This window comes from Embleya sp. NPDC020886 (assembly GCF_044333915.1).
GTDB lineage: Bacteria > Actinomycetota > Actinomycetes > Streptomycetales > Streptomycetaceae > Embleya.
On record NZ_JBIRRX010000014.1, the window covers coordinates 1 to 19521 of the forward strand.

General features: G+C 71.5%; 17 protein-coding genes. 5 read left to right on the forward strand and 12 right to left on the reverse strand.

The window, feature by feature from the left end; all coding sequences use genetic code 11:
• Positions 1-2186 precede the first annotated feature (2186 nt).
• From ACH4U8_RS35465 to ACH4U8_RS35490, 6 genes are all read right to left on the reverse strand, one after another.
• Positions 2187-3482: a TQO small subunit DoxD gene (locus ACH4U8_RS35465; protein WP_395782488.1), complete on the reverse strand. Its 1296-nt coding sequence runs from the start codon at positions 3480-3482 to the stop codon at positions 2187-2189.
• Positions 3483-3578: 96 nt separating this feature from the next.
• Complete coding sequence (rlmB, locus tag ACH4U8_RS35470) at positions 3579-4556, reverse strand: 23S rRNA (guanosine(2251)-2'-O)-methyltransferase RlmB (protein ID WP_360319346.1); 978 nt, start codon at positions 4554-4556, stop codon at positions 3579-3581.
• A 226-nt stretch (positions 4557-4782) separates the two neighbouring features.
• Complete coding sequence (gene cysS, locus ACH4U8_RS35475; protein ID WP_360319344.1) at positions 4783-6192, reverse strand: cysteine--tRNA ligase; 1410 nt, start codon at positions 6190-6192, stop codon at positions 4783-4785.
• 64 nt (positions 6193-6256) lie between these two features.
• Entirely contained in the window at positions 6257-6760 is a 504-nt protein-coding gene (gene ispF, locus ACH4U8_RS35480; protein WP_360319342.1) for a 2-C-methyl-D-erythritol 2,4-cyclodiphosphate synthase, read from the reverse strand.
• Entirely contained in the window at positions 6750-7544 is a 795-nt protein-coding gene (ispD, locus tag ACH4U8_RS35485) for a 2-C-methyl-D-erythritol 4-phosphate cytidylyltransferase (protein ID WP_395782489.1), read from the reverse strand. Before ispD ends, ispF begins: the two co-directional genes overlap by 11 nt.
• Before the next feature lie 57 nt (positions 7545-7601).
• On the reverse strand, positions 7602-8084 hold the full coding sequence (locus ACH4U8_RS35490; protein WP_020552233.1) for a CarD family transcriptional regulator: 483 nt from the start codon (positions 8082-8084) through the stop codon (positions 7602-7604).
• Between the two features lie 387 nt (positions 8085-8471).
• Between ACH4U8_RS35490 and ACH4U8_RS35495 the strand changes: the two genes are divergently transcribed.
• Entirely contained in the window at positions 8472-9176 is a 705-nt protein-coding gene (locus ACH4U8_RS35495) for a hypothetical protein (RefSeq protein ID WP_395782490.1), read from the forward strand.
• A 114-nt stretch (positions 9177-9290) separates the two neighbouring features.
• Here ACH4U8_RS35495 and ACH4U8_RS35500 read toward each other — a convergent pair whose 3' ends face one another.
• The 5 genes from ACH4U8_RS35500 to mshA all read right to left on the reverse strand — a co-directional run bounded on the left by ACH4U8_RS35500 (position 9291) and on the right by mshA (position 14189).
• Complete coding sequence (locus ACH4U8_RS35500) at positions 9291-9971, reverse strand: response regulator transcription factor (RefSeq protein ID WP_020552235.1); 681 nt, start codon at positions 9969-9971, stop codon at positions 9291-9293.
• On the reverse strand, positions 9968-11158 hold the full coding sequence (locus ACH4U8_RS35505; protein ID WP_360319336.1) for an ATP-binding protein: 1191 nt from the start codon (positions 11156-11158) through the stop codon (positions 9968-9970). The genes ACH4U8_RS35500 and ACH4U8_RS35505 overlap by 4 nt, the downstream gene beginning before the upstream one ends.
• A 352-nt stretch (positions 11159-11510) precedes the next feature.
• Positions 11511-12269 (reverse strand): phosphoglyceromutase, encoded by a 759-nt coding sequence (locus tag ACH4U8_RS35510; RefSeq protein WP_360319334.1) that lies wholly within the window; start codon positions 12267-12269, stop codon positions 11511-11513.
• 31 nt (positions 12270-12300) lie between these two features.
• A complete protein-coding gene (locus tag ACH4U8_RS35515) occupies positions 12301-12786 on the reverse strand; it encodes a YbjN domain-containing protein (RefSeq protein ID WP_395782491.1) in 486 nt (161 codons plus the stop codon).
• Positions 12787-12869: 83 nt separating this feature from the next.
• A complete protein-coding gene (mshA, locus tag ACH4U8_RS35520; protein ID WP_360319332.1) occupies positions 12870-14189 on the reverse strand; it encodes a D-inositol-3-phosphate glycosyltransferase in 1320 nt (439 codons plus the stop codon).
• A gap of 231 nt (positions 14190-14420) precedes the next feature.
• Here mshA and ACH4U8_RS35525 point away from each other — a divergent pair, with 231 nt between their 5' ends.
• Positions 14421-15305: a class I SAM-dependent methyltransferase gene (locus ACH4U8_RS35525; protein WP_395782492.1), complete on the forward strand. Its 885-nt coding sequence runs from the start codon at positions 14421-14423 to the stop codon at positions 15303-15305.
• Between the two features lie 288 nt (positions 15306-15593).
• Positions 15594-16961 carry an NlpC/P60 family protein gene (locus tag ACH4U8_RS35530; protein ID WP_395782493.1) on the forward strand — a complete coding sequence of 456 codons (1368 nt, stop codon included), beginning with the start codon at positions 15594-15596 and terminating at the stop codon, positions 16959-16961.
• Between the two features lie 61 nt (positions 16962-17022).
• On the opposite strand, the gene ACH4U8_RS35535 is transcribed toward ACH4U8_RS35530, so the two are convergent.
• On the reverse strand, positions 17023-17538 hold the full coding sequence (locus ACH4U8_RS35535; protein ID WP_395782494.1) for an O-acetyl-ADP-ribose deacetylase: 516 nt from the start codon (positions 17536-17538) through the stop codon (positions 17023-17025).
• Positions 17539-17599: 61 nt separating this feature from the next.
• Here ACH4U8_RS35535 and ACH4U8_RS35540 point away from each other — a divergent pair, with 61 nt between their 5' ends.
• Both ACH4U8_RS35540 and ACH4U8_RS35545 read left to right on the forward strand, forming a co-directional pair.
• Positions 17600-18064 carry a MarR family transcriptional regulator gene (locus ACH4U8_RS35540; RefSeq protein ID WP_360319324.1) on the forward strand — a complete coding sequence of 155 codons (465 nt, stop codon included), beginning with the start codon at positions 17600-17602 and terminating at the stop codon, positions 18062-18064.
• A 132-nt stretch (positions 18065-18196) separates the two neighbouring features.
• Positions 18197-19516 carry a PP2C family protein-serine/threonine phosphatase gene (locus tag ACH4U8_RS35545; protein ID WP_395782495.1) on the forward strand — a complete coding sequence of 440 codons (1320 nt, stop codon included), beginning with the start codon at positions 18197-18199 and terminating at the stop codon, positions 19514-19516.
• Positions 19517-19521 lie beyond the last annotated feature (5 nt).

The window sequence follows — 19521 nt, forward strand, 5'->3', positions numbered from 1 at the left end:
GCACACCACTCGAAGCCCTGCAAAACCACCACGAGCTCGGACTCGCCGCATAAAAGGACAGCGAACAAGGCGTCCGGAAAACGCGGGGCACCTCAAACCCACTCGTGAATAGGGCCACACCCCCGACGCGACACCACCTGACACCTCGTGACGTCGCGCTCTCGACCACACACACCCGACCCTGGCCACGAACCCGAATCCGGCGCCCGAACCGCCTTACTCCCGACACCCGCCCACCTGGTGGCCCCACCTACAACCCGGGTCGCCCCGTTCGCCGCGCTCGCTCCCCGAATTGGCCTTGCCCGCAGCCCTCACGACCCGACTCCACCGGCTTGCAGCACCGACGACCCGGGCCACCCCCGCACACAACTCCGGCCCACCAACCCACTGCACCCACGACTTCGGCCGCCAACCCACTGCGCTCGCGCCCGAGTCGGCGCATTCGCTCTACTTGCAACTCGGGTCGGCTTCGTTCGCACTCCTCACGACCCGACTCCACCGGTCTCCAACACCGGCGACCCGAGCCGACCCACCCACCCCGCGCCCCGGCCCACCAGCCACCACACTCGCAGCCAAACCCGAGTGTTCGCAGCGCTCACGACTCGGGTCGGCCCGTCCCCTTGCCCACGACTCCAGCCCACCAGCCCCTCCACCCCCACCTCGCTGCACTCGCGCCCCGCGCCCACCCGCCCCACCCCCGGCGCGTCAGCGCCCCCGACTTGGGCTCACCCCGGTGATCGACGCGCGAAGCGCGGAGAGCGGCGGAGCCGCAGAACTTTGACTTCGTGGCCCGTAGCGAAGCGAAGGGACACGAAGTCACGAGCGAGGGGCCACTTTTTGCGGAGGAGCGTCAGCGGGGGAGCAAAAAGTGGTGCCTCGCGAGCCGGCGCCGAAGGCGCCCAATAAAAAGCAGCGCTGCATCGCCGAAAGCCGCCCACCCGCTCGCTCCGCTCACGACCCCGGCCCGGTTGTGCTGTTCGCCTCACGACCGGGGTCTTCCGGCTCGCCCCGCTCGCGACCTCGGCTCGGGCGTCGGGCTCGGCCCGCGACTGGGGTCCAGCGGCTTGCTGCGCTCACGACTCCGGCTCGGGCGTCGGGCCCGACCCGCGACCACCGCCCGCCTGCCCGCTGCGCTCGCGACCTCGGCCCGGGTCTCGGGCCCGACCCGCGACCACCACCCACCCACTCGCTCCGCTCACGACCCCGCCCCAGGTGTCGGGCCCGACTTACGTTTCGCGCCCGCACGCTTGCTGCGCTCACGACTCCGGCTCGGGCGTCCGGCCCAGCCCACGACCGCTGCTCACCGGCTGGCTGCGCTCATGACTTCGGCTCGGGTCTCGGGCTCGGCCCGCGACCGCCGCCCACCTGCCCGCTCCGCTCACGACCCCGGCTCGGGCGTCGAGCCCAGCTTGCGACCGGGGACCACCGGCTCGCTCCGCTCACAACCCCGCCCCAGGTGTCGGGCCCGGCCCGCGACCATCGCCCACCCACTCGCTCCGCTCACGACCCCACCCCAGATGTCGGGCTCGACGTGCGTTTCGCGCCCGGCCCGCTCGCAACCTCGTCCCGGGCTTCCGGCCCAGCCCACGACCACTGCTCACCGGCTTGCTGCGCTCACGACTTCGGCCCGGGTCTCGGGCCCGGCCCGCGACCGCCGCCCGCCCGCCTGCCCGCTGCGCTCGCGACCTCGGCTCGGGCCCGACGCGCGACCACCGCCCACCCGCTCGCTCCGCTCACGACCCCGGCCCGGGTGTCGGACTCGGCGTACGTTTCGCGCCGGCCCGCTCGCAACCTCGTCCCGGGCTTCCGGCCCAGCCCACGACCACTGCTCACCGGCTTGCTGCGCTCACGACTTCGGCCCGGGTCTCGGCGGAGCAAGGTCACGACCTCGCCCGGGGTGTCGGGCTCGGCCCGCAAACACCGCCCACCGGCTCGCTCCGCTCACGACCCGGACCAGGCGTCGGACCCGACTCACGGCCCGACCCGACCCGGCCCGCCGCACCCCCGATCCGGACCACCCACTCGCCCCGCCCACGACTCAGGTCAGGTGGCGGGCCCGGCCCACGCCCCAGCCCGGCCCGGGCCGCCCCGCCCATCGCACCCGCGACCCGGGCCACCCACTCGCTCCGCTCACGACTCAGCCCCGCCCCAGCAAAGCACCCCAACAAACCTCACCCCAAGAAGCCTCACCCCAACAACCCACCCAGTGGTTTGCTCCCCGCCGGCTTCGGGGCCGTGCCCGGGGAGCCGGCCGGGGAGCCTGCCGGGCCGGGCGAGCCGGCGGACGGGGCGGAGGGGCGGGGTGCCTTGGTGCCGCTTTCGGGTGCGGGCGCCGTGCCCGTGCCTGTGCCCGTTCCCGTGCTCGTGCCCGTGCCGGTCCTGGTCGTGGGCGAGGACGTGCTCGTCGGGCGCGGCGGGATCGGCGGTTGGGCGTTCTGGCCGGTGCCCGGCACCGGCGCCGCCGAGGGCTCGTTCACCGGCGGACGGAGCTGCGTGTCCACCGGGCCGCCGTGTTGCCCGGGCCCGGGAGCCACCGGGGCGGTGGAGGCGGCGGCGGGGCCCTCCCGGTCGCCGACCCGCCCGGTGTCCGACTCGTCGAGCTGCCGGTGACCGCCGCCGAGCAACGATCCCGCGAGCAGCGTCACGCCGACCCCCGCACAGGCCAGCATCGAGCCGTAGCCGAGCTTGCGCCGCCGGGCCCGCACGGGCGTGATGATCGGGCCGCGCCAGGTGCGCAGCGACAACCACGCGTCCGCCGAGTACATCGGCGCTCCCGCCAACGCCAGCGGGCTGAACGCGGCCAGGAACACCACGTAGGGCGCGTGATAGGGCGAGGAGCCGCTGCCCACCGCGATCAGTACGCCCAGCGACAACAACATGCCGAGCAGGCCCGCGAGCCGGGTCCACAACCCCAGCACGACCGCGAAGCCGACCACCACCTGTCCGAAGGCGAACAGCAGGCCCGCCCCGATCGCGTGATCGGCGGCCAGGTCCATCACCGACGGCGACAGGCTGCCCTCGCGCAGCACCCCGATCCGATGCCCGAACGAATCGGTCGAGCTCGGATCCAGGAAGCCCGGCGCGTAGAGCTTGCGCAACCCCTCGACGAGGAACGCCCCACCCAGGAACAGCCGCAGCGGCAACAGCACCGTGCCGCCCTGGAGGGTGGCCCGGCGCCCGTGCCCGGGCATCGAGGTCGCGGTGCCGTCCCGCTCGCGCCCGGCGCCCGGCTCGCGACGCGCCGGCGGCACCCGCCGCCGGGGCATGTCGTCCCGGATCGCCGGCAGCCGCGCGGTGGCGTCGTCCGCCGGACCGCGCGCTCCGGGCACGGGGGCGCCGCCGGTCCGAGGGCCGGCGATCACCACCCGCAGGGTCTTGGTGGGGGTGGCGACCGACGCCGGATCGCCTGGATCGCGCACCGCCGGGGGCGAGGGCAACAGCCCGACAGCACCGCCGAAGCTGCCTTCCGTTCTGGTGTCCACGCATCAATAACCGTGCGAGGTCCCCCGAGGATGCGGCCCTTCGCGTATTACCCGATGCGGGCCCCGACCGCCCCCGTACGGCACTACACTGCGCGGCTACTCCGCGCGGCGCCTGGCCACCTCGTAGAGCACGATGCTCGCCGCGACACCGGCGTTGAGCGACTCGTTGCCGCCCGCCATCGGGATCCGCACGGTGATGTCGCAGGTCTCCTGGACCAGGCGACCCAGGCCCTTGCCCTCGGAACCGACGACCACCACGATCGGATCGGTCGCCGCCGCCAGCTCCTCCAGCGAGATGTCGCCGTCGGCGGCGAGGCCGACCACGGTCAGACCCGCCTTCTTGTACGCCTCCAGCGCGCGGGTGAGGTTGGCCGCCCGGGCCACCGGCACACGCGTGGCCGCACCCGCCGAGGACTTCCAGGCGCCCGCGGTCATCCCGGCCGCGCGCCGCTCCGGCACGACCACGCCGTGGCCGCCGAAGGCCGCCGCGGAGCGGATCACCGCGCCGAGGTTGCGCGGGTCGGTGACGCTGTCGAGCGCGACGATGATCGGCGTCTCGCCGCGGTCCTGCGCCTCGACCACCAGGTCGTCCGGATGTGCGTACTCGTACGGCGGCATCTGCAGGACCAGGCCCTGGTGGATCGCGCCGTCGGTCATCCGGTCCAGTTCGGGACGCGGGATCTCCATCAGCGGAATTCCCCGGACGTTGGCGATCTTCATCGCCTCGCGCACCCGGTCGTCGCTGTCGATGTACTGCGCGATGAACAACGAGGTGGCCGGCGCGTCCGCGCGCAGCACCTCGAGCACCGAGTTGCGGCCCGCGACCAGCTCGTTCGAGCTCTTGCCCCCGCGCCCGGGACGACCGCCCGGGGCTCGCCGAGCGGCCGGTGCCGAGGCCTTGCGCTTGGCGGCGGCGTTGGCCGCGCGCTGCTTGGCGTGCCCCTTGCGCATCTCCGCGGGCGGGGTGGGGCCCTTGCCCTTGAGCGCCCGGCGGCTGTGCCCACCAGTGCCGACCGAGGGCCCCTTCTTGCTTCCCTCGTTGCGCTTGTTACGGCGCTCCGTGTTGCCGGCCATGACGGGTACATCCCTTCGATTGCTTCAACAGCAGCGTTTTGCTTCACAACAACGTCGGCTTCGACGGCAACGTTGCCTCGACGGCAACATCCGCTTCGACAGCAGCGTTGCGTTCCCCGGTCGCCCCGGAGGGCAACCGCCACTACAACCGTACGGCCGGCCCGCCACCTCGTGGCGATCCGGCCGTGACGGCACGTTCTCGTCGGGCCCCGACGGGCCCTTCCACTCAGTCCCGGTGCAGCGTCCACCGGGGGCCGTTGGGGGTGTCCTCGACCACGATCCCGGCCGCCGTGAGGCTGTCCCGGACCGCGTCCGCCGCGGCGTAGTCCTTGCGGGCCCGCGCCGCCTCGCGTTGCTGGAGGGCGAGCTTGACCAGGTGGTCGACCACCCCGCGCAGCTCGTCCGAACGGCCGGCCGAGGCGCCCGCCGTCCACTGCTCCGACAGCGGGTCCATGCCGAGCACGCCCAGCATCGCCCGGATGTCCGCCGCGTGCCGCACGACGGCGTCCTTGTCGCCCGCCGCCAGCGCGGTGTTGCCGTCGCGCACGGTGTTGTGCACGACCGCCATCGCCTGCGGCACACCCAGGTCGTCGTCCATCGCCGCCGCGAACGCCGCCGGCACCTCCGCCGCCGGTTCGATCACCCCGGTCTGCTCGCCCGCGCGTTCCAGGAAACCCTCGATCCGCCCGAACGAGACCTCGGCCTCGCGCAGGGCCTCCCTGCTGTACTCGATCATCGACCGGTAGTGCGGGGTGGCCAGGTAGTACCGCAGGACCAGCGGGGACCACTGCTTGAGCATCTCCGTCACGAGCACGGAGTTGCCGAGCGACTTGCTCATCTTCTCACCGCTGAGGGTGACCCAGGCGTTGTGCATCCAATAGTTGGCGAACGGGTCGCCCACCGCCTTGGACTGGGCGATCTCGTTCTCGTGGTGCGGGAACACCAGATCGAGCCCGCCGCCGTGGATGTCGAACGCCGGCCCGAGGTACTTGTGCGCCATCGCGGAGCACTCCAGGTGCCACCCCGGACGACCCTGCCCCCACGGCGCATCCCACGAGGGCTCGCCGGCCTTGGCCGACTTCCACAGCGCGAAGTCGCGCCGGTCGCGCTTGCCCGCCGCCCCCGCTCCGGCGTCCTCCGCCTCGCGCATCGCGTCCGGCTTCTGGCCGGAGAGCGCGCCGTAGGCGGGGAAAGAGGACACGTCGAAGTAGACGTCGCCACCGGAGGGGTAGGCGTGCCCGGTCGCGATCAGCCGCTCCATCATCGCGATCATCTCGGGGATGTGCCCGGTCGCCCGCGGCTCCACCGTCGAGGGCAGGCAGCCGAGCGCGGCGTAGGCGTCCGCGAAGGCGCGCTCGTTGGTCTGGGCGACCTGCCAGTACGGAATCTCCTGCGCGCAGGACTTCGCGATGATCTTGTCGTCGATGTCCGTGACGTTGCGGCAGAACACGACGTCGTTGCCGCGGTGGGCGAACCACCGGCGCAGCACGTCGAAGTTCAGCCCCGATCGGATGTGCCCGATGTGCGGCGGCGCCTGCACGGTGGCACCACACAAGTAGATCGAGACCTGTCCCTCGACAAGCGGCACGAAGTCCCGGACCGTGCGGGTGCTGGTGTCGTACAGGCGCATGCTCACACGCGCAAGCTTAGAGCGTCGGGGCGGCGTGGCGTTCACCGTTATCCCTCGCTTCGGGCAACGATCATCGCCCGGTCGCCACCACCAACGCGGTGGCGATCGCGGCCACTCCCTCGGCCCGCCCGGTCAGCCCGAGCCCGTCGGTGGTGGTGCCCGACACCGATACCGGCGCGCCGACCGCGGCGGACAGCGCGGCCTCGGCCTCGGCCCGACGCCGGCCCACCTTCGGTCGCACCCCGATCACCTGCACCGCGACGTTGCCGATCTCGAACCCGGCCGCGCGCACCAGCCGCGCCGCCTCGGTCAACAGGGTCACCCCGGACGCCCCCGACCACTGCGGCCGTGAAGTGCCGAAGTGCGCGCCCAGGTCGCCGATTCCGGCCGCCGAGAACAACGCGTCGCACGCGGCGTGCGCGGCCACGTCGGCGTCCGAGTGTCCGGCCAGCCCGGTTTCCCCGGGCCAGTGCAAACCGGCCACCCACAACTCGCGGCCCTCCGCGAAGGCGTGCACGTCCACCCCGATCCCGGTGCGGGGCAGCACGACCGGGGGTGTGTGTTCACCGGACAACGTCGATCTCCGTACTCTCCGCGCCGATCGCCGACCCCGCCGCTTCCGCACGACGTGCCAACAGCGCACCGGCGAGCAGCAGATCGAACGGGCGGGTCACCTTGAACGCCTCTTCGGATCCGGGCACCACCACGACCGTGCCGCCGAGGCGTTCGACCATGCCCGCGTCGTCGGTCGCGCCCTCGCCACCGAACCCGCCGGCCTCGGCGTGCGCGCGCGCCAACACGGCCCGTCGAAAGCCCTGCGGGGTCTGTACGGCGCGCAGCAGCGACCGGTCGACCGTGCGGACCACCGTCTCCGCACCCTCGACCGAGGAAACCTCTTTGACCGTGTCCACCACGGGCAACGCGGGCACCACCGCGTCGGCCCCCTCGGCGACGGCGGCGATCACCGCCTCCACCACCCGGGCCGGCACGAACGGCCGCGCGGCGTCGTGCACGAGCACGACGTCGTGATCGGGCGACACGGCGGCCAGCGCCAATCGCACCGATTCCTGGCGTGTCGCACCGCCCGCGACCACCCGGACGGGTGATTGTGCGGGCAAATGCGCACGCAAAAGATCCCGGACACCGGCGACACCGTCCGGCGGTGCGGCGACCACGACCACGGTTACCCCGCGGGCGGCCAACAGCGACCGGACGGCGTGCACCAGCATCGGGATGTCCCCAAGCTCACGCAACGCCTTGGGCGCACCGGGACCCAGCCGTTCACCACGCCCTGCAGCGGGCACAAGGACCGCAGCGTTCAACGAAGTCCCCTCAAACCACCCGGGCGCCGACGCCATGTGGCGCCGACACCGCACCGGCGGATCCGTCCGTCACCGACGGGCGGATCCTACGGCTCAGGAGGCCAGAACCTCGTCGAGGATGGCCTCGGCCTTGTCCTCGTTCGTGTTCTCGGCGAGCGCCAACTCGCTCACCAAGATCTGCCGAGCCTTTGCCAGCATGCGCTTTTCGCCTGCCGACAGGCCGCGGTCACGCTCGCGGCGCCATAGATCGCGCACGACCTCCGCGACCTTGATAACGTCACCGGAAGCGAGCTTTTCCAAGTTCGCCTTGTAACGTCGTGACCAGTTCGTCGGTTCCTCGGTGTGCGGAGCGCGCAGCACCTCGAAGACGCGGTCGAGCCCTTCCTGGCCCACCACGTCCCGAACACCGACGAATTCCGCATTGTCCGCAGGCACGCGGACGGTCAAATCACCCTGGGCGACCTTCAACACCAGATAGGTCTTGTCCACACCCTTGATCGTGCGCTGCTCGATCGCCTCGATCAGCGCGGCCCCGTGATGGGGGTAGACCACGGTGTCGCCAACCTTGAACGTCATGTGACAGGTACCCCTTCCGTGGCTTTCTAGGGTAACACGGGACACGCCCCTACTGAATGACGTTTGCGCAGGTCAGAGCCTTAGTCGGGGCTTGACAACGGGCCAGTGGCCGTGCTGGGACAGGGAACCCCACACCCGCAGGACTCGAACAAACAGGGCAAACAGCTCCTCCCGGTCGCGAGCCGAGCGCTCTCGGGCGACCCATATGTCACTGGGGCCCCATCAGTGCCGATCCCACGTTCGAGATCGGCACCCCGTCGCGACCCGATCGAAGCCGAGTGTCGGCGCGGTGAGCCGCGTACAAGTCGTCCGCCCGGGCTGAGTACGCTGTCCCCGGTCGTCCTGACCGGTTCCTCGATCCAAGATCATCAAGGAGATGCCGCCGCCGTGAGCCGCAGCCTTCGACGCGGCGCCCTCGCCGCCACCGTCGCCGTCGTCCTTCCTCTGGCCGCGGGCTGCGCCAGTGGCAAGGACGCCGAGACGAACGAGATCAAGCCCGACACCGCCAATGCGGCATTCGGCTCGCTCAAGATCCAGAACGTTCAGTTGGTGACGGGCGACCCGGGTAAGCACCTGGTCGCGCTCGGCGGTGCGCTGTTCAACGAGGGCACCAAGCCCGAGACGGTCACCAAGGTGACGGTCGACGGCGCGGGGCAGGCCCTGGGCGGTCCGCTGACCATCCCGGCCGGTGGCGCCGTGTACATGGTCGACCCGCCCCAGGGCATGTCCAAGGACAGCCCGCAGGGCAGGGCCTACCTCGGTCCGCTGGTCTTCCCGAACGCGGACAAGGTGGAGGCCGGCTCGTTCCGCCGGGTGACCTTCGCGTTCGGTACCGCCGGCGAGACGTCGCTGGACGTGTCCGTGCACGCGCCCACGAGCTACTACGCGCAGCTCAAGCCGACCCCGGCGTTCACCCCGCCGCCGCCGGCCCCGCCCGCCCCGCCGACCCAGGCGGCGCCCACCACGGGAGCCCCCGCCACGGGCGCGCCCAACACGGGGGCGCCCGCCACCGGCGCGGCCAATGCCACGACGGGCAACGTCGGCAGCACCGGCACGCCGCGCAACAGTTCGTCGGCCCCGGCCGGCGGCTGAGCACACCCGGCACCCGCACGACAGGCGGACACGACGGCGCCCGCGCCGCCCCAAAGAACGGGGGCGGCGCGGGCGCCGTCGTCGATCGGGGGGGGCGACACCGCCCCGGCCCGATCAGGGCTCGAACTTGTACCCGAGGCCACGCACCGTGACCAGGTAGCGCGGGGCGCCCGGGTCCGGCTCGATCTTGGCGCGCAGCCGCTTCACGTGCACGTCCAGCGTCTTGGTGTCGCCGACGTAGCCGACACCCCACACCCGGTCGATCAGTTGCATCCGGGTGAGCACCCGGCCCGCGTTGCGCAGCAACACTTCGAGCAGGTCGAACTCCTTGAGCGGGAGATCGATCCGCCGACCCTCCACGGTGACCCGATGCGCCTCCACGTCGAGTCGCACCGGCCCGGCCTCGATCGCCCGGGGCTCGTCGGTGGGTTCGCCGCCCTGGCGCCGCAGCACGGCGCGGATCCGGGCGATCAACTCGCGGGTGGAATACGGCTTGGTGACGTAGTCGTCGGCACCGATCTCCAGGCCGACGACCTTGTCCACCTCGCTGTCCTTGGCCGTCACCATGATGACCGGCACATTGGACTTGGCCCTGAGCCCGCGGAACACCTCGGTGCCGGGCAGGCCGGGCAACATCAGGTCGAGCAGCACCAGATCGGCGCCGCCTTGGTCGAACAGCTCCAGGGCCTCGGGTCCGGTGGCGGCGACGGCCACCTCGAAGCCTTCCTTGCGAAGCATGTACGACAGCGCGTCGCTGAAGGACTCTTCATCTTCGACGACGAGCACACGGGTCATCGGGAAGCCTCCATGGATGGGGTGGTCGATGTGATCGACATCGATTGAGAGGTACTGGACTTGAAGGGCAGCACCAGGGTGAAGGTGGATCCCACACCCTCCAGGCTGCGCACGGTTACCTCTCCCCCGTGGCCCGCCGCGATGTGCTTGACGATGGACAGGCCCAAGCCGGTACCGCCGGTGGCCCGCGAACGGGCCGGATCGACGCGGTAGAACCGCTCGAAAATACGATCCAGGTCGCGCTGGGGAATGCCCAGCCCCTGGTCGGAAACGGTGATGACGGCCATCCGCGCCTCGGCTCTGACCTCGATGTCGACCCTGGTCCGCGCGGGCGAATAGTTGACCGCGTTCTCGACCAGGTTGCCCAGTGCCATCACCAGTTGATTGTGGTCTCCCGGCACGATCAGATCACGATCGCCGCCGATCGCCAGGGTGATCTGCTTGGATTCGGCGGCCTGTCGGCAGCGGTCGGCCGCCTCGGCCGCCAGCTCGTCGAGCGGCACCGGACCCACGTGGTGCAGCGGATGGTCGTTCTGCACCCGGGACAGGTCGATCAGCTCCTGCACCAGATTGGTCAGCCGGGCCGACTCGATCTGCATGCGGCCCGCGAAGCGGATGATCGCCTCCGGGTCGTCGCTGGCGTCCATGACCGCCTCGGCCAGCAGCGACAGCGCACCGACCGGGGTCTTGAGCTCGTGGCTCACGTTGGCCACGAAGTCGCGCCGCACCGCGTCCACCCGCCGGGCCTCGGTCCGGTCCTCGACCAGCAGCAGCACCAGCCGCGATCCCAGCGGGGCGACCCGGGCGGACACCTCGAATTCGTGCGCCTCGCCGTCGGCACGGGCCAACAACAGGTCCCGTTGTCTTATCTCGCCGTCGCGTCTGGTCTCCTTCGCCATCGCGAGCAGATCGTCGGGCACCAGTTGGTCACCGCGGACCAGGCCGAATTTGTAGGCGGCCGAGCTCGCCTTCACCACGGTGTCGAACTCGTCCAGGACCACCGCCGAGGAGCGCAGCACCGACAACACGGTGGCCACGCCGGGCGGCAACGACGGGGCCGCGGCGGGTGCCGCGGCCGTGCCTCTGCCCTGGGCGCGCTCACTCCAGCGGAAGGCCAGGGTGCCGGCCACACCCACGGCCAATCCGGATACAGCGGCCAAAGCGGCAGCAGCAACGTTCACGTCCACATGTTCCAGGGTAGAGCTGCTCCGAACGGGTGAAACCGTCCAGAGGGTCCATCGTGCAGATCTTCATGTGTCGTTCATCCGTGCGCCACGCCTGTCACCGGTGATCGTTCGGAGGCCGTCATGCCCGACCCGCAGACCCCGCCCCAGCCGCAGGCCCCCACACCGGGCTGCAACTGCCCGTCCAGCTGCGGCTGCGGCTGTAAGTCCGGTTCCGCGTGCAATTGCGGGGGCAGTTGCGGTCGCTGAACCGGCGCTCGGGCCCACAGCCCGGCGCGTGCGGGGCGCCCGACCCCTTCCGTGACAGGTGGGCGCCCCGTACGAAGCCGACGGGTTGTTCACCCGATGTTCGGGTCTACTTGCGGCCCTGGTTCTTGACCGCCTCGATCGCGGCCGCCGCGGCCTCCGGGTCGAGGTAGCGCCCGCCCGGGGTGAGCGGGCGCAGGTGCGCGTCCAGCTCGTACAGCAGCGGGATGCCGGTGGGGATGTTCAGGCCCGCGATGTCCGCGTCCGAGATCTTGTCCAGGTGCTTGACCAGCGCGCGCAGCGAGTTGCCGTGCGCGGCGACCAGCACGGTGTCGCCACCGAGCAGATCCGGCACGATCGCGTCGTACCAGTACGGGAGCATGCGCTCGACGACGTCCTTGAGGCACTCGGTGCGCGGCCGGATCTCCTCCGGCAGCGACGCGTACCGGCGGTCGGCGAACTGCGAGTACTCGTCGTCGTCGGCGAGCGGCGGCGGCGGGGTGTCGTAGGAACGGCGCCAGAGCATGAACTGCTCCTCGCCGAATTCCGCCAGGGTCTGCTTCTTGTCCTTGCCCTGGAGGGCGCCGTAGTGACGCTCGTTGAGCCGCCACGAGCGACGCACGGGCAGCCAGTTCAGGTCGGCCACGTCCAGCGCGAGCTGGGCGGTGCGGATCGCGCGGCGCTGGAGCGAGGTGTGCAGAACGTCCGGCAGCACGCCCGCGTCGAGCAGCAACTGCCCGCCGCGCGCGGCCTCCTTCTCACCCTTCTCGGTCAGGTCGACGTCGACCCAGCCGGTGAAGAGGTTCTTGGCGTTCCATTCGCTTTCGCCGTGGCGCAGAAGTACCAATTTGTACGGAGCATCAGCCATGGCAAGGAGCGTAATCCACCGGTGCGGCAGGCTATTGCCCGCGGTTCTCCGGGGCCGCGAAGCGGGCGAACGCCTCCAGATTGCGCAACGATTCGCCGCGTTCGACGCGCCAGTCCCATTCGCGGCGGATCGAGGTGGCGAAGCCGATCTCCAGGAGGGTGTTGAAGCTGTCGTCGGCGGCCTGGAGCACGACGCCCAGGAGCCGGTCGACCTCGTCGGCGCCGACCGCGGCCAGCGGCAGCCGGCCGTTCAGGTAGACGTCGCCGAGCTTGTCGACGGCGAAGGCCACGCCGTACATCCGCACGTTGCGCTCCAGGAGCCAGCGGTAGAAGGCCGCGTGGTTCTCGTCCGCGTGCCGGACCACGAACGCGCTCAGCGCCAGGGTGTGCGCGCCCACGGTGAGGGCGAGCGCCGTCTTGAGCTTGCGGGTCCCGGGCAGCACCGCGACGAACGTGTTCGGCGCGGACTGCTCCCATTCGATGCCGGCGTCCCGCAGGGCCGCGCGGACGGTTTCCACGGCCCGATCCTGTTCGGCTCCCACGATCCACCCATTCGTCTCGACACCCGGACCCGGTCCGGCGAACCGGACACGCCTCGACGCTACTGCCCGCCCACGACCCGTCCACGCGGGGCCGCGGCGCGAGCCAGCGTGTCGGCGTAGACCTCGGCCATCGAGGCCGCCGCCGAGGACCAGCCGAACGCCGCCGCGTGCCGGACCGCGCCGTCGGAGTAGTCCTCGCGCAACCGGGGGGCACGGATCAGGTCGCGCAGGGCCAGGCCGTAGTCCACCGGGTTGTGCCCGCGCACCAGGGTGCCGGAGACACCGTCGCGTACGGCGGTGGGCAGGCCGCCGACCGCCGCCGCGACCACGGGGGTGCCGCAGGCCTGGGCCTCGATGGCCACCAGACCGAAGGATTCGTTGTAGGAGGGCACCACCGCGACGGTGGCCGCGCGGTACCAGTCCGCCAGCACGTCCTGGCGGACCGGCCGCTGGAATCGGACCACGTCGTGGATGCCCAGCGTCGCGGCCAGCTTGTGCAGGTGCTCCGGCGCCGCCATGCCGTTGCCGCTGGGCCCGCCGACCACCGCGACCACGAGCGAGTCGCGCAGCGTGGGGTCGGCCTGCAACAGGTGGGCGATCGCGTACAGCAGCACGTCGGGGGCCTTGAGCGGCTGGATGCGTCCGGCGAACAGGATCACCGTGGCGTCCACCGGCACGCCCAGCCGGCGGCGCGCGTCGGCCATGTCACCGGGACGGAAGGTCTCCAGGTCCACGCCGGGGTTGACCACCGCGACCTGTTCGGGGGCCGCGTCGTAGAGGTCGATCAGTTGATCGGCCTCCTCGATCGTGTTGGCCACCAGCCGGTCGGCCGCCTCGACCACCTGGGACTCGCCGATCACCCGGGCCCGCGGCTCGGGGGCGTCGCCGCCGGCCAGCGAGGCGTTCTTGACCTTGGCCATCGTGTGCATGGTGTGCACGAGCGGCACGCCCCAGCGTTCCTTGGCCAGCCAGCCGACCTGGCCGGAAAGCCAGTAGTGCGAGTGCACCAGGTCGTAGTGCCCCGGGTCGCGCATCGCCTCGGTGCGCAGCACCCCGGAGGTGAACGCGCAGAGCTGGGCCGGCAGGTCCTCCTTGGACAGGCCCTCGTACGGCCCGGCGGTCACGTGTCGGACCAGGACTCCCGGTGCCATCTCGACGACCGGCGGCAGGTCGCTGCCGGTGGCTCGGGTGAATATCTCCACCTCGATGCCGAGCGCGGCCAGCCGCTTGCTCAGTTCGACGATGTAGACGTTCATGCCACCGGCGTCGCCGGTGCCGGGTTGGTGCAGCGGGGAGGTGTGAACGCTCAGCGTCGCGATTCGACGAGGTGCCCCCCGGCGCGCTCCCAATGTGATCGCGCGCTGGACGTGGTGGCTCACTCGTTGACCTCCCAGGCCGGCCCCGTGTCGTGTTGTCGTCCGGTGTACAGAGCTACCACGTGTACACAGAGCTACTAGTCATGCAGAGCTACTACCGATCGTGGACCGCCCATCGCCTTCCTCGCGGCCCAACTCAAGAACCAACCCATCGGGGTCGGAGGGGATTCCCCGGCAAAGTGTGATCCGGACCGCTCGCGGGGGCGCGCGGGGGCCTTCCTTTACCCTGCGGGCATGGGTACGCGCGGCACGTCGGAATCGGGCACCCCGGGTGCGGGCGTCCGAGCCGCATCCCGGACGCGGCCCAGCGGGGTGATCACCCGAGGCACCACCAACGCGAATCGGCTGCGCCGGGTGGATCGGTGGTTGACCGGGGTGCACGGGGGGTTGTTGCGCGACGCGGCCGATCCGCTGGTGGTCGACGTCGGCTACGGCGCGTCGCCGGTGACCACGCTCGAAATGTTCCGCCGGTTGCGCACGGTGCGCGCCGACGTCGCGGTGGTGGGGTTCGAGATCGATCCGGAGCGGGTGGCCGCGGCGCTGCCGCATGCCGAGGACGGGTTGCGCTTCGCTCGCGGCGGCTTCGAGGTGCCGCTGCCGGTCGGCCGTTCGGCGACCGCGATCCGGGCGTTCAACGTGCTCCGGCAGTACGACGAGGACGCGGTGCCGGCGGCCTGGGCCCGGATGTGTGCGCGGCTGGCCCCGGCGGGGGTGCTCGTCGAGGGCACCTGTGACGAGTTGGGTCGGCGCGCGGTGTGGCTGGGCATCGGGTCGGACGCGCGCCCGCGCACGGTCACCTTCGCCACCCGGCTGGCCGGCTTCGAACGGCCGTCCGAGTTGGCCGAGCGGCTGCCCAAGGCGTTGATCCACCGCAACGTGCCGGGCGAGCCGGTGCACGCGTTCCTGGCCGCGTTCGACCGGGCCTGGGATCTGCACGCGCCGCTGGCCGCGTTCGGCGCCCGGCAGCGCTGGCTCGCGGCGATCGAGACCCTGGCCCGGGACTGGCCGGTGTGCGACCGGCCGGGGCGGCGGCGGCAGGGCGAGGTGACCGTGGCGTGGTCCGCGGTGGCTCCGCGGGGGGCCGACATATCAATCGGCGCTGTTGATACATTCCGGTGACTCGTGTCCGATCCGGAACGGCACATGAAATCTTGAGCACACCGCGTTCACTTGACCGCGGTTCGGCTCGGCGTGTCGTCCGTTAATAGCTTGATTCGTCCGTTCCGATAACCGGACGATCACGAATTCTCCCCTGCCCATCGTCGCCGGAACATGCAAGGATCCGACGCTGAGTCGGTCCTTGGGAACTGCCGTCCCGAGAACACCGGTTCCGGTTCGAATCGACGTCGTCGGATGGAATCGGCCCATACGTCGCAGGCGAGCATCGAGTTCCGAAAGGGCGAAAGCATGGTGAAACTCGGGGGCCGAATCGGTCTGCGAACCCGGGCTGTGACCGCCTGCGGCGTGGCCCTGTTGTGTGCGGCCCTGTTCGCCGGCAACGCGTGGGCGGACCCGGGCGTCCCGCCCGTACCGCCCGTGCCGCCGGCCGCCAACACCACGATCACGTCCGTGCAGGACCTGTTGGCCGCCCAGGCCCGGGTGCAGGAGTTGTACCGCCAGGCCGAGCAGGCCACCGAGCGCTTCAACGCCACCACCGAACAACTCGGTCGCACCCAGGTCAAGGTCAACGACGTGAACGCGGGCGTGGTGTGGGCCCGGCAGAACGTCGAGAAGGCCAAGGACGACCTGGGCCGGCTGGCCCGGCTGCAGTACACCACCCGCGGCATGGACCCGCTGCTCACCCTGATGTTGTCCGCGGACCCGCAGAACTTCCTGCGCGACGCGCCCGCGTACGAGCACATCTCGCAGACGCAGTTGGACACCATCACCCGGGCCAAGCAGGCCGAACTCCAGCTCACCGCGATGCAAAAGAGCGCGGACACCCAGCTCGCCGAGAGCCGTCGGCTGGAGCAGGAGGCCGCCGCCACCCGGACCGACATCCAGAACCGGATCACCGAGGCCGAGAAGATCCTGGCGGGCCTGACCCCCGAGCAACTCGCCGAACTGGCCCGGATGGAGGCGCTGTCCGCGGAGGCCGGCCAGGCCCAGCTCAACACCCTGATCGGCAAGCCGGACCAACAGACCACCGCCAAGGCCGCGTTGGCCATCGCGTTCGCGATCGACAAGATCGGCAAGCCCTACATCTGGGGCGGCGTGGGGCCCGTGGGCTACGACTGCTCCGGTCTGACCTCGAAGGCGTGGGCGTTCGCGGGCGTGCCGATCCGCCGCACCTCCCAGGAGCAGTGGGCCTCACTGCCGCGCGTGGCGGTCGCCGACATGCGCCCGGGCGACCTGATCGTCTACTACTCCGACGCCAGCCACATCGGCATGTACCTGGGCAACGGCAAGATCGTGCACGCGCCGCGGCCGGGCCGCACGATCACCGTGGCCAACGCCGGCTCGATGCCGATCCTGGGCGTGGTGCGTCCCGACGCGGGAGCGGGCACGGTGAACGCCCCGGCGATCCCCAACGTCCCGACCCCGCCGGTGACTCCCAAGCCGCCGGTGACCAAGCCCCCGGTCACCACGCCACCGGTGACCACGCCGCCCGTGACGACCCCGCCGGTGACCACGGCGCCGACCACCGAGCCGCCCAGCACGCCGCCGCCGAGTTCGAAGCCGCCCACCTCGACGCCGCCGTCGACCGGCACGCCGAACAACTCGACGTCGGGCTCCCCCTCGGGCAGTGCCAAGGCGAGCTCGACCGGCACCTGACGAGATCCGGACGCACGGGTGGGCCGGGCCTTCGGGTCCGGCCCACCCGTACGCCCGGGACCTACGGCGCCGCGACCGCCTGCTCGAACGCGACATATGCCCGCGCCTCGAACAACACGAACCGCACCTCCGCCGCCCCGGACGGCGTCGCCCGCACGGTCTCGACCGCGATCCGCGCCGTGTCCTCCAGCGGCCAGCCGTAGGCACCCGCCGAGATCGCCGGAAACGCCACCGAGGTCGCCCCGAGGTCGTCCGCCACCCGCAGCGCCTCGCGGTAGCAGGACGCCAACAGCGCCGACCGGTCCTCGGTGTGGCTGTACACCGGACCCACCGTGTGCACGACCCACCGTGCCGGGAGCCGGCCCGCGGTGGTGGCCACCGCGGCGCCCGTCTTCAGGCCGCGGCCCAGTTCGGCCGCGCGCAGCGCCCGACACTCGGCCAGGATCTCCGGACCACCCTTGCGGTGGATCGCGCCGTCGACCCCGCCACCGCCCATCAGGGACGAATTCGCCGCGTTCACGATCGCGTCCACGTGCTGTTCGGTGATGTCGCCGCGGACCAACGTCATGCGTGTCATGGACGGCAGCCTGCCGGCCCGGACGTGGCGCGCCCACCGCATTTGCCGGCACAGTGGCCGGATGTCCGTGGCCCGAGGAGAAGGGGACCTATCCGCGGAGCTGCTCGATCGTGTGGACGCACTGTGCGAGTGGATGGCCGCGGTACGCACCCACGCACACGGCGAACTGATCGGCCGAGTGTCCCCGTCCCAACTGCGGGCCCTGCTCGTGATCGCCGGCCACGACGGCATCAACCTGAACATGTTGGCCGCCCGACTGCGGGCCATCCCGTCCTCGGCGAGCCGGTTGTGCGACCGCTTGGAGGGGGCCGGACTGCTGGTGCGCGAACTGAGCGCGACCGACCGCCGCGAGGTGGTGCTGCGGCTGGCGCCCGACGGGGTCGAGTTCGTGGCGGAGCTGCGCTCGGCTCGACGACAGGCCCTGGCCAAAGTCCTGATACATCTGGAGGCGGACGAGTTGGATTCGCTCGTGCGATCCCTGGCCGTACTGCGCGACGCGGCGCACCGAGCCCGCGGCCGGGACTAGGCCCTGTTCGGCGGACCGGGGTGGGGACGCGCGGCGTACGGTTACCCGCTCGCGCCCGGCCACGCTATCGTCCTTTTTCGATTGCCTAACGACAACGATTCGTGCGGCGACATCAATCCCGGAGGTGGTGGCGTGCGCCCCGCGTACGGCGACGGCGGAGCGGTCGAACGGACCGGCTACCGCGCGGTACCGATGCCCGCCGCCCCGGTACCGGACCAGGCCGCCGCGCATCCGCTGCGTGTCCTGCTCATCGAGGACGACGCGGGGGACGCCTTCCTGGTCGAGGAACTGCTCGCCGACTCGCCGGATCCGATGGAGATCGTCTGGGCCCGGTCGATGGCCGAGGCCATGGTCAAGCTCGGCGAGGACATCGGCTGTGTCCTGCTGGATCTGGGCCTGCCCGACGCCGAGGGCCTCAACGGGCTGCACCGGCTGCTGCTGTTCGCGCCGCGCACCGCGGTGATCGTGCTCACCGGCCTGTCCGACGCCCATCGCGGCTCGGCCGCGGTGGCCGCCGGCGCCCAGGACTACCTGGTCAAGCAGGAGATCGACGGCTCGTTGTTGTCCCGGGCGATCCGCTACGCCCTGGAGCGCAAGCGAGCCGACGAGTCACAGCGCCGGCTGGTCGAGTCGGAGCTGCGCGCGCAGGAGAACGCGCGCCTGGAGCGCGGGCTGCTGCCCGCCCCGATCCTGCGCGACCCCTCGCTGGACTTCCGGGCGCGCTATCGCCCCGGGCGACAACGCGCGCTGCTCGGCGGAGACCTCTACGACGCGGTGCAGACCGCCGACGGGCGCGTGCACGTGATGATCGGCGACGTCTGCGGCCACGGCCCGGACGAGGCCGCCCTGGGGGTCAACCTGCGGATCGCCTGGCGCTCGCTGATCTTCGCCGGCCTCACCGGCGGCGAGCTGCTCACCACGCTGGAGCGGATCTTCGAGCACGAGCGACGTTCGGACGAGATGTTCGCCACGTTGTGCATGACCATCATCGAGCCCGACCGGCGGCGCGGCCAGGTCTACCTCGCGGGTCATCCGGCCCCGCTCCTGCTCACGCCCAAGGGCATCGCGCCGCTGTCGGAGAGCGCCACCGGCCCCGCGCTGGGCCTGTTCCCGGACGGCCGGTGGAGCTACGAGTCGATAGAGCTGGGCACGGACTGGTCGCTGCTCCTGTACACCGACGGGTTGATCGAGGGCCGGATCGGCCCGGGCCCGGAGCGGCTGGGCACCGACGGCCTGTTGCCGCTGATCGGCCGGCTGCTGGCGGCCGGTCGTTTCGGCTACGACCTGATCGATTCGGCGGTCGCCGCGGTGGAAGACCTGCACGGGGGCAGTCTCAACGACGACGTGGCGGTGTTGCTGCTGCGGCACGACCCGGATCGCCCGCTGTGCGGCGTGCCGGGTGGACAGCCGGTGTTGCCGGGCCAGACGACGGGTGAGGACGGTACGGCGTGAGCGAG